This window comes from Cryobacterium sp. TMT1-62 (assembly GCF_004403145.1).
In the GTDB taxonomy this organism is placed as follows: Bacteria; Actinomycetota; Actinomycetes; order Actinomycetales; family Microbacteriaceae; genus Cryobacterium; species Cryobacterium sandaracinum.
This window is the reverse complement of the sequence record NZ_SOGZ01000034.1, coordinates 127,710-143,256: the sequence shown is the minus strand read 5'-3', so window position 1 is coordinate 143,256 and position 15,547 is coordinate 127,710. Positions and strand designations below refer to the sequence as shown.

Annotated in this window: 13 protein-coding genes and 1 pseudogene; 5 read left to right on the top strand and 9 right to left on the bottom strand. The window is 67.1% G+C overall.

Going from position 1 to position 15,547, the window contains the following annotated elements:
- Window positions 1-98: 98 nt before the first annotated feature.
- Both E3T34_RS10345 and E3T34_RS10340 read left to right on the top strand, forming a co-directional pair.
- Window positions 99-455 (top strand): annotated as a pseudogene (locus E3T34_RS10345) (VOC family protein); the annotation flags it as partial.
- 853 nt (window positions 456-1,308) lie between these two features.
- Window positions 1,309-2,196: a hypothetical protein gene (locus tag E3T34_RS10340; RefSeq protein WP_134342924.1), complete on the top strand. Its 888-nt coding sequence runs from the start codon at window positions 1,309-1,311 to the stop codon at window positions 2,194-2,196.
- 369 nt (window positions 2,197-2,565) lie between these two features.
- Here E3T34_RS10340 and E3T34_RS10335 read toward each other — a convergent pair whose 3' ends face one another.
- Together E3T34_RS10335 and E3T34_RS10330 are read right to left on the bottom strand one after the other, a co-directional pair.
- On the bottom strand, window positions 2,566-2,763 hold the full coding sequence (locus E3T34_RS10335; RefSeq protein WP_134342923.1) for a hypothetical protein: 198 nt from the start codon (window positions 2,761-2,763) through the stop codon (window positions 2,566-2,568).
- Window positions 2,764-2,807: 44 nt separating this feature from the next.
- Window positions 2,808-3,473 (bottom strand): hypothetical protein, encoded by a 666-nt coding sequence (locus E3T34_RS10330; protein WP_134342922.1) that lies wholly within the window; start codon window positions 3,471-3,473, stop codon window positions 2,808-2,810.
- 229 nt (window positions 3,474-3,702) lie between these two features.
- On the opposite strand from E3T34_RS10330, the gene E3T34_RS10325 reads away from it, so the two are divergent.
- Window positions 3,703-4,392 (top strand): phosphoribosyltransferase, encoded by a 690-nt coding sequence (locus E3T34_RS10325; protein ID WP_134342921.1) that lies wholly within the window; start codon window positions 3,703-3,705, stop codon window positions 4,390-4,392.
- 58 nt (window positions 4,393-4,450) lie between these two features.
- Entirely contained in the window at window positions 4,451-6,235 is a 1,785-nt protein-coding gene (locus E3T34_RS10320) for a bifunctional 3'-5' exonuclease/DNA polymerase (RefSeq protein ID WP_233191458.1), read from the top strand.
- A 51-nt stretch (window positions 6,236-6,286) separates the two neighbouring features.
- Here the strand turns inward: E3T34_RS10320 and E3T34_RS10315 are convergent, their stop codons facing one another.
- A complete protein-coding gene (locus E3T34_RS10315; RefSeq protein WP_134342920.1) occupies window positions 6,287-6,871 on the bottom strand; it encodes a PadR family transcriptional regulator in 585 nt (194 codons plus the stop codon).
- Between the two features lie 231 nt (window positions 6,872-7,102).
- Here E3T34_RS10315 and E3T34_RS10310 point away from each other — a divergent pair, with 231 nt between their 5' ends.
- The gene (locus tag E3T34_RS10310; protein WP_104101883.1) at window positions 7,103-7,624 is read left to right on the top strand and encodes a DUF3145 domain-containing protein; all 522 of its coding nucleotides are present in this window, start codon (window positions 7,103-7,105) and stop codon (window positions 7,622-7,624) included.
- Between the two features lie 93 nt (window positions 7,625-7,717).
- On the opposite strand, the gene E3T34_RS10305 is transcribed toward E3T34_RS10310, so the two are convergent.
- The 6 genes from E3T34_RS10305 to aceE form a co-directional block, all read right to left on the bottom strand.
- A complete protein-coding gene (locus E3T34_RS10305; RefSeq protein WP_134342919.1) occupies window positions 7,718-8,953 on the bottom strand; it encodes a beta-ketoacyl synthase in 1,236 nt (411 codons plus the stop codon).
- A 90-nt stretch (window positions 8,954-9,043) separates the two neighbouring features.
- On the bottom strand, window positions 9,044-9,292 hold the full coding sequence (locus tag E3T34_RS10300; RefSeq protein WP_104101888.1) for an acyl carrier protein: 249 nt from the start codon (window positions 9,290-9,292) through the stop codon (window positions 9,044-9,046).
- A gap of 64 nt (window positions 9,293-9,356) precedes the next feature.
- Window positions 9,357-10,361 (bottom strand): beta-ketoacyl-ACP synthase III, encoded by a 1,005-nt coding sequence (locus E3T34_RS10295; protein WP_104101891.1) that lies wholly within the window; start codon window positions 10,359-10,361, stop codon window positions 9,357-9,359.
- A 12-nt stretch (window positions 10,362-10,373) separates the two neighbouring features.
- Window positions 10,374-11,300, bottom strand: a complete 927-nt coding sequence (locus E3T34_RS10290) for an ACP S-malonyltransferase (protein WP_104101893.1) — start codon at window positions 11,298-11,300, stop codon at window positions 10,374-10,376.
- 105 nt (window positions 11,301-11,405) lie between these two features.
- Window positions 11,406-12,611: a CdaR family transcriptional regulator gene (locus E3T34_RS10285; protein WP_104101895.1), complete on the bottom strand. Its 1,206-nt coding sequence runs from the start codon at window positions 12,609-12,611 to the stop codon at window positions 11,406-11,408.
- An 8-nt stretch (window positions 12,612-12,619) separates the two neighbouring features.
- Window positions 12,620-15,346 carry a pyruvate dehydrogenase (acetyl-transferring), homodimeric type gene (aceE, locus tag E3T34_RS10280; RefSeq protein WP_134342918.1) on the bottom strand — a complete coding sequence of 909 codons (2,727 nt, stop codon included), beginning with the start codon at window positions 15,344-15,346 and terminating at the stop codon, window positions 12,620-12,622.
- Window positions 15,347-15,547: the final 201 nt, after the last annotated feature.

Sequence of the window (15,547 nt, the reverse complement as noted above, 5' to 3'; positions counted from 1 at the left end):
CCGAGAAGGAGGAACCCGCAACCGAACTCGGCGCCCTCAGCGCCTAGAAATCCAAGAATCACGCGGCAGACGCGTTACACCACACATTTGGACTTGACCAAGCGCTCCGCTTCTACGCGGATGTTTTCAGCGGAGAGCTCACCCTGCATACCTACGAGGATTTCGGTCGCAGCGACGGCCCGCCCCACAACATAGCTCACGGAGTGCTCGAGGGCGTAGTTGTATTGATGGGATCCGATGCAGCCGCAGGTGAAAAAAGTGTTCGGCTTGATGGCGTCAAGCTCTCATTGCTGGGCGCCGCCGAACCGGAAATTCTCCACGAGTGGTTTGACAAACTCGCGATGGACGGCCAGATCGTTGACTACCTTGCCCCAAAGCCTTGGGGTGCTTCGGATGGCCAAGTCATCGACCGTCATGGACTGCACTGGCTCATCGGATACGAACTCGGGCAATGAGCGGCCCACAACGCTCGATCGTGGAGAGCGACAAGGTCCTCGTGAGGATCGATCTGGATGTCCCTCCCTGTTGAACTCCTCCGACAAGTGTTCTCGATCGCTGCTGATCTCCACCGAGCTTGCCCCCTGTCGCCCTTTTGGAGTGCCTCGAAGCGGATGCCGTGCCCGGCCCGACCGCGGCGGCCCGACCGGTCCCGACCGGTCCCGACCGGACATGCTCGCTGTCAGAGACCTGATCACCAACGACGGCCAACAGTAAGTCGTGATCAACGCACCGGCTGTCCGCGAGTGCCCGCCCGCATATGGGCGTCGAAGCCGGGCAACTTATTGCATCGGGTGCACCCCGTATTTCGCCTCGAGCGTGGCATCCGTCACAATCTCTGGCCTGGACATGCCGCGACAGGTCTGGCAGCGCATCACGACGGGTCAGCGAAGTACCGACGACCACGGCGAGAGGCACCCAAAGCCTGAGCGAGGCTGTGAAGTCGCGAAGCCGAGGGGCGCCTGACGGCAGGCTGAGAGCTTAGGGCTGCGAACTCCACACCTACAGTTCCCTCAAAACAAATCTGCCGAAGTTCACCCATACCACCCCGTTACGCGGACAACGAGTTGTCCTGACTCGAGCCTATCGACGTGCACCGGCATCGGTAGCGGCCGAGTACGGATGACTTTGCCAGCTACAACTGAGCATCTGTCCAGAAAGTGAGTGCAAGCTGGCGGTTCGTCCATGCGGCTTCATCTGGCCGTGAGTCCACCGATCACGGTGCGCCGAGGATCGTGTAGCCCGGCCCCATCGCATTTGGAAGTCATGCGCTCTGCTTCACCCCGTTCACCTCTGACCGCCCGGCGAGAAATGAACGCCAAACGTAAACGTTCGCGCACCAGATCCGTCGCTGTCGGCACTGGAGCAGCTCTCGGTCTCCTCGGCCTGATCATGGGAATCGGTGCGGTGTCACAGGCGTCCGCGGTAAGTTCTGCCGGCATCGCCGCGACGACGGAGCTCTCCGAAAGCACCGGTTTGCATCACGAGCAGCTCAGCGTCTACTCCGCCATAGCCACAAAAACCGCCCATGACCGGGCGGAGAGCACCCTCAGTGACGCCGGAACGGTGATCACGGCCATGGCGAACAAGGTGGATCCGACCCCACTGGCGTCATCCGTCGCCGCGCTCGGGGACTACAAGTCGTTGGAGACGGACACCGTCATCGAGCTCACCGAACAGACTCAGGAGGCGGCCGACACGGCCCGTTCGGCTGTGGCCGAGGTAGACCGAGCCGCCGCCGAGGCCGCAGCAGCGGCCGCCGCCGAGGCCGCTCGCGCCCAGGCCGAGGCTGCCGTTCAGGCTCAGGCTCAGGCGGACGCCCGGGCCGCGGCCGCGGATGCGTCGCGCGATTCCGCTCCAGCTGCTGAGTCCCAGCCCGACGCCGGCGGCAACACGCCCGCCGAGGCGAAGGCGACGGCCCGGGCGATGGCAGCCTCCAAGTCCGGCTGGGGCGAGTCCGAGTTCTCCTGCCTCGTACAGCTCTGGAACAAGGAATCCGGCTGGTCGTACACGGCCAACAACCCCAGCGGCGCCACCGGAATCCCTCAGGCCCTGCCCGGGAGCAAGATGGCCACGGCGGGATCCGACTGGGCCACGAACGCGACGACGCAGATCTCCTGGGGTCTCGGCTACATCAAGGCCGGGTACGGCACCCCGTGCGGAGCCTGGGCGCATTCCGTGACCAACAACTGGTATTGACCGCACCTGACCTGACCTGACCTGACCCGACCGGGGCAACGGATTTGGGGGTGAGCCGCAGGTCGAGGTGGAGGGTCATGCTCCTGGCTGCTCCACAGTCGAACGAGTGGAAGGCTCAGTGTGCGTTGAGGCGGGCCCCTGCATCGATCGTCGTGCGCGGTGCGCGAGCCGGGGCCCCCGCACTCCGCTGACTCTGGCGAGCGACCTCACGCAGGTCCCACAGATTCTCCCGGGTGACGGAGACAGTCGGGCATCACCTCCCCATGCCGGACCCCTGCACCGGGGTGCCATCCAGCAGTGACGCATCGGCGAGGATGACCCTGCCGGGGTGCACGGAGAAATACCGGGGGAGCCGGTCGAGTTTGGCGGTCAGGTCGACCAGCAGGTCACACTGATCCGACCGCCGCACGTCGGCGGCCAGCTCGGCCTCCGGTCGACGGCGCGGCGGAAGGCGCGCGCGACGATGCGCCATGGCTGTTTGGCGATCGCGTCGATCATCTCGCCCAACAGGCTCAGGGCCAGGCCGGCGTACCGCACGGTGCCCCGGCCGCGGTAGGCGTTCGTCATCGACATCAGGCTGACCCGGTCGGCGCCAAAGAAACCTGTGCGAGTCAGCCGACTGCTCCCGGCCGTCTGCGTGCGATGAAGAACGGTCGCACCGACACCAGGTAGAAGGCGACGAGCGCGGCCAGCAACCCCGATGCGGATGCCCCGACGGCGACGCCCCAGAGCAGCCGGGGCCCGTTGCCGGGCACGATCACGCCGGTGATGTCGGCGTTCGCGGGCGGCTCCGTGGGCATCATCGCCGGAGTCGGCGTGCTGGTGTTCTCCGGCTCGTTGGTCGTTCCTGCGCGCTCGCCTGGAACGGGAGCAGAGGTCGGGGCTGGATCTACGTTCTTGGCAGGTGGGGCTTCCGACGGTGCCGCCGCCGTCGCCGACGGTGGAACGACAGCCGGCGTGGACTGTGGCCCGGCCGAGGGGGCCGGCTCTGCCGGGGGAGTGGTGGCGGGTTCCTCAGGTGCTGGCGAGGGGAACTTGGTCGGAGTGAGAGTGGGAGGGGGCGGCGGTGTCGGTGTCGGTCCGGGGGTGGTTTCACCCTCGGTCAGGGCCACACACTGTGACTCCCCGTCGACATCGACGATCGGCACGGTTTCGCCCGGGCACTCGTCGGCGGAGACGCGCGTCGCACTCGGCATCACGGTGCCGAGCGTCAGCAGGAGAGCGATCCCGGCCGTGAGCCCGGTCGCGGCAATCAGGGTGGTGAGTCGTCGATACACAGCTGATCCAGGTTCCGTTCGATGGTGCCGTGATTGTTCTGGTTGAACCGAGTCTGCCCTCGGTCCCCGGACGCGTCCAGTGCCCGGGACCACCGAAGTGGCATGTGTGCCCGTCAGCTCGAATCGGGTCGCCGCGCCTGAGCCCCGGGCGGCCCTCGACAAAGCCGAGGGTCGGCGGCAGAATCGGACGAGGCGGACCCGCAGGAGGTATTCGCCGGGTGGGAGCCTCATGTTCACGAATCGGAGCGAGGCCGGCCGACTGCTGGCCGAACCACTGATCGAACGACTGACTGAGCTTGAGGCGCACGACCCGGTGGTCTACGCCCTCCCGCGGGGCGGTGTGCCTGTGGCGATCGAGGTCGCTCGGCGCCTGCATGCCCCGCTGGACCTCATCCTGGTGCGCAAGATCGGGGCCCCGGGCTATCCGGAGGTCGCGATGGGGGCGGTCGTCGACGGTGCTAGTCCGCAGGCGATCGTCAATGAGGACGTGTTCGCCGCCACCGGGGGCGACTCGATGGGTTTGGCCCGGGCCCGCCGTCGCGAGCTGGCCGAAATCGCACGACGTCGCACCCTCTACCTCAATGACCGCCCGCAGATCAGTCCGCGGGGCCGTGTCGCCGTCGTCGTGGACGACGGCCTCGCGACGGGAGCCACGGCCAAGGCAGCCCTCGCGGCCCTGAAAGGGCAGGGCGCCGCACTCACGGTGCTCGCGGTCCCGGTCGCACCCGCCGAGCTGCTCGGGGAGATGCGGCAGTATGCGGATGTCATCGTCGTGCTGCACGCCCCGCAGGAGTTGTGGGCAATCGGGCCCTTCTACACCGACTTCCACCAACTCTCAGACAACGAGACCGTCGCCCTGCTGCAGGAGGCGTGGGCTGAGGCCGACGCCACTCCAACGACAGACGGCCGGACGAACTGACGGTCATATGACGGATGCTTTTCCCGCCGGCACGGTCCCGAACCGGCAGAATGGGCAGGTGCACCTTCTGGCGAGTCGAACGGGAAACGGGGAGATCCTCGTGCTGTCGCTCGACGCCGAGGGCAACGTCGCGGGGCCAGCACTCCGTTTGCCTTCACACGAATTCCCCGGCTATGTGCTCGGTCAGGAGCGAGACCGGCCCCGTTGGGTGTGGGAGGACACGGCCCGCATCTACCCGCTGCTCCTGGCGGCCGGAATCAGGGTGCACCGCGCCCACGACTTGCGCCTGTGCCACGCGATCCTGCGCCAGTCGTCGCTGACCCAGGCAAGCGCGCTGGCCCGGGCGGAGCCGAGCCGCTGGGATCGGGCGGTGGCCTTCGAACCGGCCGCGTCCGCATCCGGGGTGACACTCTTCGACCTGTTCGACAGCGACGGTGACAGCGCCGCCGGCAGCGACACCGAGACCGCCGCCGACGGCGTGACCGGCCGCGACGCCGGCAGCGCGGCCGCCGGGTTCGGTACGCAGGCGGAATACCGGCGCCAGCTCGACGCGGTCCGCGCCTCTGCGGAGCCCGGCCGCCTCCGCCTGCTGCTCGCCGCGGAATCGGCCGGGGCGCTGATCGCCGCCGAGATGCAGTTCGCCGGCCTGCCGTGGCGCACCGACGTGCACGACGCTCTGCTGACCCGCGAACTCGGCCCCCGCGTCGCCCCGGGCATCCGGCCCGAACGCCTCGAAAACCTCGCTCGGCGCATCCGTGACGCTGTTGGCGAACCCGGTCTCAACCCCGACTCCCAGCCCGATCTGATGCGGGCACTGCAGAAGGTCGGCCTGAAGGTGACGTCCACCCGCGCCTGGGAGCTCAAGGAGCTCACCCACCCTGTGATCGATCCGCTGCTCGAATACAAGAAGCTGGCCCGGCTGCTCAGCGCGAACGGCTGGTATTGGATGGACACCTGGATCGTCGACGGCCGGTTCCATCCCGAGTACATCCCCGGCGGGGTGGTGACGGGCCGCTGGGCCACTCGGGGCGGGGGAGCCCTGCAGCTGCCCAAACAGGTGCGCGGCGCAGTCGTCGCCGATGCGGGCTGGAAGCTCGTGGTCGCGGACGCCGCGCAGCTCGAGCCGCGTATCCTCGCCGCCCTATCGGCCGACACGGCCATGGCCCAGGCCGGCCGAGGAACGGACTTGTACGCCGGGATCGTCGCCGGGGGCGTCGTGGAGACCCGCGACCACGCCAAGGTGGCCATGCTCGGGGCCATGTACGGCGCCACCAGCGGGGAGAGCGGGCGCCTCCTGCCCCGGCTCGCGAAGGCCTTTCCGAGGGCACTGGCCCTCACCGAAACGGCCGCACGCGCCGGGGAACGCGGCGAGAGCGTGACGACACGGCTTGGGCGTTCCTCCCCGCGGCCCGGGGAACGCTGGCTGGCCACCCAGGCCAAGGCCTACGACCCCGGGGCGACGGATGCCGACGAGCGCCGGGCCCGTAGTCAGGCGCGAGACTGGGGCCGCTTCACCCGCAATTTCATCGTTCAGGGCAGCGCCGCGGAATGGGCGCTATGCTGGATGGCGGAGGTGCGCCGGGAACTGCGAATGCTGCCCCAGGGTGCCCAGGGTTCCCAGTGGGCCCAGGGTGCCTCCGGGTCGGAATTCGACCGGGCCCCGCACCTGGTTTTCTTCCTGCACGACGAGGTCATGGTGCACACGCCCGCCGCGCTGGCAGATACCGTCGAGGAGATCATCCGGCGCGCGGCGGATACCGCCGGCCGGCACTTGTTCGGCGATTTCCCGGTCGATTTCCTGCTCACCGTTGCGACGGTCGACAGCTACGCGCAGGCGAAGTAGGTGCAACCACCGCAGAGGCGACGGCAGCTCCGACGGTGCGTGTCGCCCAAGTCAGGCGACGGATGCCGGTCGTCGTCCGCGCTTCGGCCGCACGTCGTTCAGACCGTGCCGAAAACCCGCGGCGTGGCCGTCCTCGAGCAGCGCGTCGACGTCCCGAAGCCAGTCCAGCGCAGCGGAGGACAGCGCGGCCCGGGCGGCGCCCGCCAAGCGCTCCGCGCCCGTGGCCGCGGCGTCCATGGTCGCAGTCTCGGTAGTTGACTGCCACCGCCGGCGGTACCGGGCAACGATGCCGCGCGCATCGATGCCCAGCACCTGAGGATCAGGGAGGGAGATGGCGATCAGGACCCGGTCGACCAGGTCGCTCCACTCGTTGCCGGGAGCGCTCTCGGTATCGGCCAGCCAGTGGAGCGCCTCGGCCTGGCCGAGCGCGGTGATTCGGTACAGCGGTAGGCCGTCTGCGGTGCTGCCGGCCGATTCAACGGCCGCCTGTTTAACCAGCCGCTCAAGAGTGCCGTAGATCTGCCCGACGTTGACCGCCCGCCGACCGGCCGTTCGAGACTCCAGCTCGCCATGAAGCTGGAAGCCATAGGCCGGACCGATCGTGAGGATCGCCAGCAGGCAGCTGCGAACAGACATGGGACCTCCGGTGGCCAAGGTATGACCATACTGAGTATAGCGAACGGAGATCCGGTCCCGGCTCGAGTCTTGTGATCGCAGGGGTCGCTGAGGCATAATTCATGGATGCAGCGCCTGCGCGGTGCGTCGACCGTTGGTCATAGGTTCAAGTTCTCGATAAGTTCACAGCACGCCGCATTGTTTCGTTCAGAGGTCGTTGGGGAAGACGCATCTCACAGAACGGGAGAAACGATGGTGGCTACACACGCTCGGCAGGAAGCGACTGCGCGCGGCTACATTTACGTGCATTCCTCGCCTCGCGCTCTGAGTCCCCATGTGGAGTGGGCGGTGGGTCGCGCCCTGGGCGTGCCCGTCAGTTTCGACTGGTCTGAGCAGCCCGTGCTCCGCGGAGCGCAGCGGGCCGAGTACCAGTGGGAGGGCGCCTGCGGTACGGGGGCGCGGCTCGCGTCGGCGCTCCGCGGGTGGGACCACCTTCGCTTTGAGGTCACCGAGGACGCCGGTTTCGGCGCCGATGGGGCGCGCTGGCTGCACACCCCCGACCTGGGCATCTTCTTCGCCCAGACCGACACGGCCGGTAACGTCGTTATCCCGGAGGACCGGCTGCGCCACGCCATGGACCTGGCCGGGGCAAACGCGCTGGAGCTCCACCGGCAGCTCCGCATTACGCTCGGGCAGGCCTGGGACGACGAGCTCGAACCGTTCCGGCACGCCGGCGATTTCAACTCGGTCGTGTGGTTGCACCAGGTGGGCTGACGTGCAGCGCAAGGTCGCTCCCGAACACGGGATGGCCCCGACCGGTGCCGGTCGGGGCCATCCCGGTGCAGGCAGGTTTTCCGCCGGGTGGAGCTAGACCGACCGGAACGCCACGACGGCGTTGTGACCGCCGAAACCGAACGAGTTGCTGATGGCCAGCAGATCGCCGGAAGGCAACGTGCGCGGCATGGTCACCACGTCGAGCGGGATGCTTGGATCCTGGTTCAGCAGGTTGATGGTCGGCGGGGCCATGCGCTTGGCCAGAGCGAGAACCGTGAACAGGGCCTCAATCGCCCCGGCACCACCGAGGAGGTGACCGGTGGAAGCCTTGGTCGCCGACACCGGGATTCCGTCGAGCAGGTCGCCGAACACGCAGCGCAGTGCGTTGTACTCGGCGATGTCCCCGACCGGAGTGCTGGTCGCGTGCGCGTTGATGTGCGAGACATCCGCCAGGCTCGCGTCGGCATTCCTGATCGCGGTGATCATCGCGCGGGCCGCAGCCGTGCCATCGGGGTCTGGAGCGGTGATGTGGTACGCGTCACTGGTCACGGCACCACCAAGGAGCTCGGCGTAGATGCGCGCGCCGCGGGCCTTGGCGTGTTCTTCCGTCTCGACGACGAGCGCCGCGGCACCCTCACCGAGAACGAAGCCGTCCCGGGTGATGTCGTAGGGGCGCGACGCCGTGGCCGGGTCGTCGTTGCGCTTGGACAAGGCCTGCATGGCAGCGAAGGATGCGATCGGAAGCGGGTGAATTGCGGCCTCGGAGCCACCGGCGATGACGATGTCGGCGAGCCCGGCCTGTAGGCGGTTGTAGGCGTTCACGAGAGACTCGGTGCTCGAGGCGCACGCGGACACAACTGTGGTGATTCCGGCCCGGGCGTGAAGGTCCATTCCGATGGCCGCTCCCGGGCCGTTCGGCATGAGCATGGGCACGGTCATCGGCAGCACGCGGCGCGGACCGCGTTCGCGGAGGGTGTCCCACGCGTCGAGAAGGGTCCAGACTCCACCGATTCCGGTCGCCCAGTCGACGGCCAGCCGTTCGGGGTCTGCTTCGGGGGAGCCGGCATCCGCCCAGGCTTCACGCCCGGCAATCAACGCGAACTGGCTGGAGGGGTCGAGACGCTTCGTCTCGTGGCGGGCCAGAACGTCGACGGATGGAACCCTGGCCTGGGCGGCGAAGGTCACGGGGAGCTGAGTCCGGGCCACCCATTCGTGGTCTAGCGTGCTCGTCCCCGATTCACCGGCGAGCAGGGCCGACCAGCTGTCGGCGGCCGTGCCGCCGAGAGGGGAAGTCGCACCGATGCCGGTGATAACGATTTTTTTGGTCATAACGTTAACTCTCCGTGAGGCGTGCAAACGTGGGCATCACCCACAGATCAGGCCGGTCGGCAGATGCCGACCGGCCTGTTCATTTGTGGACTAGACCTGAGCCTTGACGATGAAGTCGACAGCGTTGCCGACGGTCTTGAGGTTCTTGACCTCTTCGTCGGGGATCTTGACGTCGAACTTTTCTTCCGCGTTGACGACGATGGTCATCATCGAGATGGAATCGATGTCCAGATCATCGGTGAATGACTTCCCCATCTCAACTGTGTCGGTCGCGATGCCAGTCTCGTCGTTGATGAGTTCGGCCAGGCCGGCAAGAACTTCTTCGGTGGACAATGCCATGTTATTTCTCCTTGGGGGTGTCTCGTATGACCGAGATTCAGTTTAGAGGGGAGTTGAGTGAAATCTAGGGAAGCACGACGACCTGCGCGCCGAACACCAGTCCTGCTCCAAAGCCGATCTGGAGGGCGAGGCCACCGCTGAGCTCGGGGTGCTCTTCCAGGAGACGGTGGGTGGCCAGCGGGATCGACGCCGACGAGGTGTTCCCGGTGGTGGCGACATCGCGGGCGATGACGACCGAGTCGGGAAGCTTCAGTTGCTTGGCGAACTCGTCGATGATGCGCATATTGGCCTGGTGCGGGATGAAAGCGGCGAGCTGGTCGCTCTCGATTCCCGCGACCTGGAGAGCCTCCTTAGCCACCTTCGCCATGTTCCAGACGGCCCAGCGGAAAACCGTTTGGCCTTCCTGGCGCAGGGTGGGCCATTCGGATTCTCCGCGTCGGTATTCCTGCAGGGTGTGATTCATGGTGATGGCATCGGCCTTGGACCCGTCGGATCCCCACACGGTGGGTGCGATCCCCGGGAAGTCGCTCGGGCCGATGACGACGGCGCCGGCGCCGTCGCCGAGGAGGAACGAGATGCTGCGGTCCGTGGGGTCGACGAGGTCGGATAGCTTCTCGGCGCCGATGACGAGCGCGTAGTGGGCGGTGCCCGTGCGGATCAGGGAATCGGCTTGCGCCACGGCGTAGGTGTATCCGGCGCAGGCGGCGTTGACGTCGTAGGCGGCGGCGGGGTTGGCGCCGACCCGATCGGCGACCACGGCGGCAATGGACGGTGTCTGCCGGCCGTTGCTGATCGTGGCCACGATGACGGCGTCGATCAGGTGTGGCTGGATGCCGGACCTCTCTATGGCTTCGCGGGCGGCATCCGTCGCGAGGTCGACGGCCTGGATGTCCTGGCTCGCTCTTGTGCGGGTGATGATGCCGGTGCGCTGTTGGATCCATTCATCAGACGAATCGATCGGACCGACCAGGTCGTCGTTGGGCACGACCAGGTCCCCGCGGGCGGCGCCGATCGAGAGAATCCGGGTGTACCGGGGACCGTGCGATTGCTGGAGTGTTGGCTTGGACATATTCTCTTTCGGTCAGACTAGGTTCTGCTGGTCGATCAGGTCGAACGCAGCGGGCAGGTCGTCCGGCGTCCTGATCGCTACGCTGGGCACGCCCTTGAGGGCACGTTTGGCGAGGCCGACAAGAGCCCCGGCCGGTGCGACCTCAATGATTCCGGTCACGCCGGCATCCGCGAACGAACGCATGCACATATCCCACCGTACCGGCGAGGACACCTGATCAACCAGCAACTCCACGAACCGGACACCGTTGGACACCGCGCTGCCGTCCCGGTTCGTCCAGATCGAAAGCGTGGGATCGGCGGGCGCGAGCAGCGCGGAGACACGGGTGAGGTGCTTCACCGCCGGGTGCATATACCGCGTGTGGAATGCACCAGCCACCTGCAGCGGAATCACCCGGGTGCGCGGATTGGGGTTCTTGCCGAGAGCGGCCAGAGCCGCGAGTGAGCCGGCGACGACGATCTGTCCGCCACCGTTGAAGTTGGCCGGGGCGAGGTCGAGTTCGTCGAGGCGGGCCAGGAGTTCGGTCTCATCGCCGCCCAGCACGGCGCTCATGCCGGAGGGCTCCAGCGCCGCGGCCTCGGCCATGGCGGTGCCGCGCTCGCGCACGAAACGCACGGCGTCCACCGCGCTGAGGATGCCGGCGCCGGCTGCGGCGGTGATCTCGCCCACCGAGTGACCGGCGATACCGGTGATGCGCTCCCGCCGGCCGTCGGCGAGGAGTGCGTTCAACGTGAGGAGTCCGGCGGCCACGATCAGTGGCTGGGCGATTCGGGTGTCCCGAATGGTGTCGGCGTCGCTCACGGTGCCGTGGCGCATCAGATCAATTCCGCAGGCCGCGGAGATCTCGTCCAGGCCGGCGGCGAAAGTGGGGTTCCGAAGCCAGGGCTCGAGGAAGCCGGGGGTTTGTGAGCCCTGACCGGGGCAGACGACAACAATCATTAATCCAGTCTCCCAACCTCGTTTGTTGCGGGCATGTCGGAGATCCACCAACTATTCGCGGAGTGTTTGTCGAATCTCGTTAGTTCGGCACCTCTGACGCCGCGATTAACGCCGGCGTGTTGAGCCGTCGTGGTCGCTGATCGACCCGATGATCAGGGCGGCCTGCAGGATGAGGGCCTCACGGGCGCCCGTGGCGTCGTAGCCGATGACCTCTGACACCCGCTTCAGGCGGTAGCGCACGGTGTTCGGGTGTACGAACAGTTCCCGGGCGGTGGCTTCCAGGGAGCGACCGTTGTCCAGGTAGCACCAGAGTGTGGTGAGCAGCTCGGTCGAATGCGCCTGCAGCGGGCGGTAGATCCGGTGGATCAGCGTGGCGCGGGCAAGCGGATCGCCGGCCAGCGCCCGCTCGGGGAGCAGATCGTCCGCCTGTACAGGGCGTGGGGCGTTGCGCCAGGAGCGCGCCACGGCGAAGCCGGCCAAGGCGGCCTTAGCGCTCTTGGACGCGTCGACCAGATTCGGCACCTCGTGGCCGAGCACCAGGTGGCCGGCGCCGAAGCTCGGCTCGAGCTGCACCGCGATCTCCATGAAGCTGAGGGCGGAGGCCGTGCCGATCGCGTCATCCGTCTCGGTCGGCGACGGGTGGGCCCGGCCGATGACCAGGACGAGCCGGTTGCCCTGCACCCCGATCAGAACGTCGGCGGCCATGTGGCGGGCCGAGCGACGCAGCTGGTCGACGTCGAGCATCTTGGGTGTCGTGCCCACGAGCACGCAGACCTCGCCGTGCCCGTGCCAGCCGAGGGCCGCGATCCGGCTGGGCAGTTCGTCGTCGTACTCGCCGCTCAGGATCGAGTCGACGACCAGGGCCTCGAGGCGGACATCCCAGAGGCCGCGTGCCTCGGCTGCCCGGGCATAGACATCCGCCGCGCCGAAGGCGATCTCGCGGGAGTACAGCAGGATGGCCTCCCGCAGGATTTCCCCGCCGTCTTTGACCCGCTCCTCCACCACCTCGACGGTGACGCGGATGAGCTGCAGGGTCTGCTGCAGGCTGATTGAGCGCAGCAGTTCTCGCGGAGCGGCACCGAAAACGTCGGCCGCGATCCAGGGGGTGGACCGCGGGTCGTCAAACCACGAGATGAACGACGTGATCCCGGCCTGGGCGACCAGGCCCACGGCGGAACGCCGCCCGGGCGGCATATCGCCGTACCAGGGCAGCGTGTCCTCGAGACGCTTCAGCGTCGCCGTGGAAAGCTCCCCGGATATCGTTCGCAGCCAGCTGAGCGTCTGTTCCTTCGTCTTCGGTGTGGGTGCCACGGGGGCTGTTAGCTCTCGCCCCCGGCGGAACCGGTAGTTCCCGCCGTTACGTCGTGCAACCGGTACTTCGCGATCGCCTGGCCGACGACGCTGCGGTCGACCTCGCCTCGGCGAGCGAGAAGTTCGAGTGCGCGCACCACCATCGACGGTCCGTCGATCTTCAAGTAGCGGCGGGCCGCCGGGCGGGTGTCGGAGAAACCGAACCCGTCGGCGCCGAGGGTCGCGAAGTCGCCGGGCACGAACTGCCGGATCTGATCGGGCACCGCATGCATGAAGTCGGTGACGGCGATGAACGGTCCGGCGGTGCCGGCCAGCTTCTCCGTCACATAGGGGATCTGCGGCGCGTCGTCCGGGTAGAGGAAGTTGTGTTCCTCGACCGCGATGCCATCGCGACGCAGTTCGGCCCAGGAGGTGACCGACCAGACGTCGGCGGACACTCCCCAGTCCTCGGCCAAAAGGGCCTGGGCCTCGAGCGCCCAGGGCACGGAGACGCCGGAGGCCAACAGCTGCGCCTTCGGACCGGACACATCGGACACGCTGACGCGGTGGATGCCGCGCACGATGCCGTCCACGTCCACGTCGTCGGGCTCGCGCGGCTGCACCTGCGGCTCGTTGTAGACCGTGATGTAGTACATGACGTTGGGGTCGGCGTGCGTTCCTCCGTACATCCGCTCGAGTCCCGACCGCACGATGTGCCCGATCTCGTAGCCGTAGGCCGGGTCGTACGAGACCACGGCGGGGTTCGTCGAGGCCAGCAACGGCGAGTGGCCGTCGGCGTGCTGCAGGCCTTCACCGGTGAGGGTGGTGCGTCCGGCGGTTGCGCCGATCATGAACCCGCGGGTCATCTGATCGCCCGCGGCCCACATGGCGTCGCCCGTGCGCTGGAAGCCGAACATCGAGTAGAAGACGTAGATCGGGATGAGCGGCTCACCCTGCGTTGCGTACGACGTGCCCACGTTGGTGAAAGCAGCCATCGCGCCGGCTTCGTTGATCCCCACGTGCAGGATCTGGCCCTGCGGGCTCTCCTTATACGCCAAAAGCTGCGCGTGGTCGACCGAGGTGTACTGCTGGCCGCTGGGGTTGTAGATCTTGGCATTCGGGAAGAACGCGTCGATGCCGAAGGTGCGAGCCTCGTCCGGGATGATCGGCACGATGCGGTGTCCGAAGTCCTTGGCGCGCAGCAGTTCCTTGAGCAGCCGTACGAAGGCCATCGTGGTCGCGATCTCCTGCGTGCCGGAACCCTTCTTGGTGGGGGCGTAGGTCGCGTCGCCCGGCAGGGTGATCTGCGTGTACTTGCTGCGACGCTCCGGCACGTACCCGCCGAGCGCGCGGCGGCGCTCATGCAGGTACTGGATCGCTTCATCGTCCTCGTCCGGCTTGAAGTACGGCGGGAGGTAGGGGTTCTCCTCGAGCTGGGCATCCGTGATCGGCATGTGGGTGCTGTCGCGGAACGTCTTGAGGTTGTCGAGGGTGAACTTCTTCATCTGGTGGGTCGCGTTGCGGCCCTCGAAGCTCGGGCCGAGGGCGTAACCCTTGACCGTCTTGGCCAGGATGACGGTCGGCTGGCCCTTGTGCTCGGATGCGGCCTTGAATGCCGCGTAGACCTTGCGGTAGTCGTGGCCACCGCGCTTGAGGTTCCAGATGTCGTCGTCGGTGTAACCCTCGACGAGCTTGAGCGCGCGGGGGTCGCGGCCGAAGAAGTGCTCACGCACGTACGCACCGCTCTCGGCCTTGTACGTCTGGTAGTCGCCGTCGGGGGTGGCGTTCATTAGGTCGCGCAGGGCGCCATCGGTGTCGCGGGAGAGCAGCTCGTCCCACTCGCGACCCCAGACGACCTTGATGACGTTCCAGCCGGCGCCGCGGAAGAAGCTTTCCAGTTCCTGGATGATCTTGCCGTTGCCGCGTACCGGGCCGTCGAGGCGCTGGAGGTTGCAGTTGACGATGAAATTGAGGTTGTCGAGACCCTCGTTGGCGGCAACCTGCAGCTGCCCGCGGCTCTCGACCTCGTCCATCTCGCCGTCGCCGAGAAACGCCCAGACCTGCTGGTCGCTGGCGTCCTTGATCCCGCGGTTGGTGAGGTACCGGTTGGTTTGCGCCTGGTAGATGGCGTTGATCGGGCCGAGTCCCATGGAGACCGTCGGGAACTGCCAAAATTCCGGCATCAGTCGCGGGTGCGGGTAGGAGGACAGCCCGTTGGGGCCGTGGGACTTCTCCTGGCGGAATCCGTCGAGTTGGTCGGTGCTCAGGCGGCCCTCGAGGAAGGCCCGCGCGTAGGTTCCGGGGGAGGCATGGCCCTGGATGAAAATCTGGTCTCCGCCGCCCGGGTGGTCCTGGCCGCGGAAGAAGTGGTTGAAGCCGACCTCGTAGAGGGCAGCGGAGGATGCATAGGTCGAGATGTGGCCGCCGACGGAGATTCCGGGGCGCTGAGCACGGTGCACGAGAACTGCGGCGTTCCAGCGTATCCAGGCGCGGTAGCGGCGCTCGATGTCTTCGTCGCCGGGGAAGTCGGGTTCATTGCCGGCCGCGATGGTATTGATGTAGTCCGTGGTCGGCACCATGGGCACGCCGAGGTGCAGTTCCTTGGAGCGTTTCAGGAGCGTCAGCATGATCTCCCGACCACGCTGGTGACCGTGGGCCGATACGAGCGCGTCCAGCGATTCCGACCATTCGGCGGTTTCCTCCGGGTCCGCATCCGTGCTGTTAACCGAATACGGGTCCTGGTCGTTGACAGTCACACTCGACCTCTCTCTGTTGGGCAGACCATCGAAGCGAACCTGCCAAGTTAGCGGTGCCGGATGACGGTCGGATCACGACCGATGGCACCACGCAAGCCTACAGATTTTGCCTTCGGTTTGTGCGCGGTCGGTGAGCGCCGTTCGGGCCGGGAATCGAGGGTCCCTTGGGACGCTCATCTTGGTTCCGGCAGAAGGCGGGGC

Coding starts and splice junctions, on each gene's coding strand:
- E3T34_RS10340 (WP_134342924.1), top strand. CDS start 1,309: ATGAACGCCAAACGTAAACGTTCGCGCACCAGATCCGTCGCTGTCGGC.
- E3T34_RS10325 (WP_134342921.1), top strand. CDS start 3,703: ATGTTCACGAATCGGAGCGAGGCCGGCCGACTGCTGGCCGAACCACTG.
- E3T34_RS10310 (WP_104101883.1), top strand. CDS start 7,103: ATGGTGGCTACACACGCTCGGCAGGAAGCGACTGCGCGCGGCTACATT.
- E3T34_RS10315 (WP_134342920.1), bottom strand. CDS start 6,871: ATGTCTGTTCGCAGCTGCCTGCTGGCGATCCTCACGATCGGTCCGGCC.
- E3T34_RS10295 (WP_104101891.1), bottom strand. CDS start 10,361: ATGTCCAAGCCAACACTCCAGCAATCGCACGGTCCCCGGTACACCCGG.
- E3T34_RS10290 (WP_104101893.1), bottom strand. CDS start 11,300: ATGATTGTTGTCGTCTGCCCCGGTCAGGGCTCACAAACCCCCGGCTTC.
- E3T34_RS10300 (WP_104101888.1), bottom strand. CDS start 9,292: ATGGCATTGTCCACCGAAGAAGTTCTTGCCGGCCTGGCCGAACTCATC.
- E3T34_RS10305 (WP_134342919.1), bottom strand. CDS start 8,953: ATGACCAAAAAAATCGTTATCACCGGCATCGGTGCGACTTCCCCTCTC.
- E3T34_RS10335 (WP_134342923.1), bottom strand. CDS start 2,763: ATGACGAACGCCTACCGCGGCCGGGGCACCGTGCGGTACGCCGGCCTG.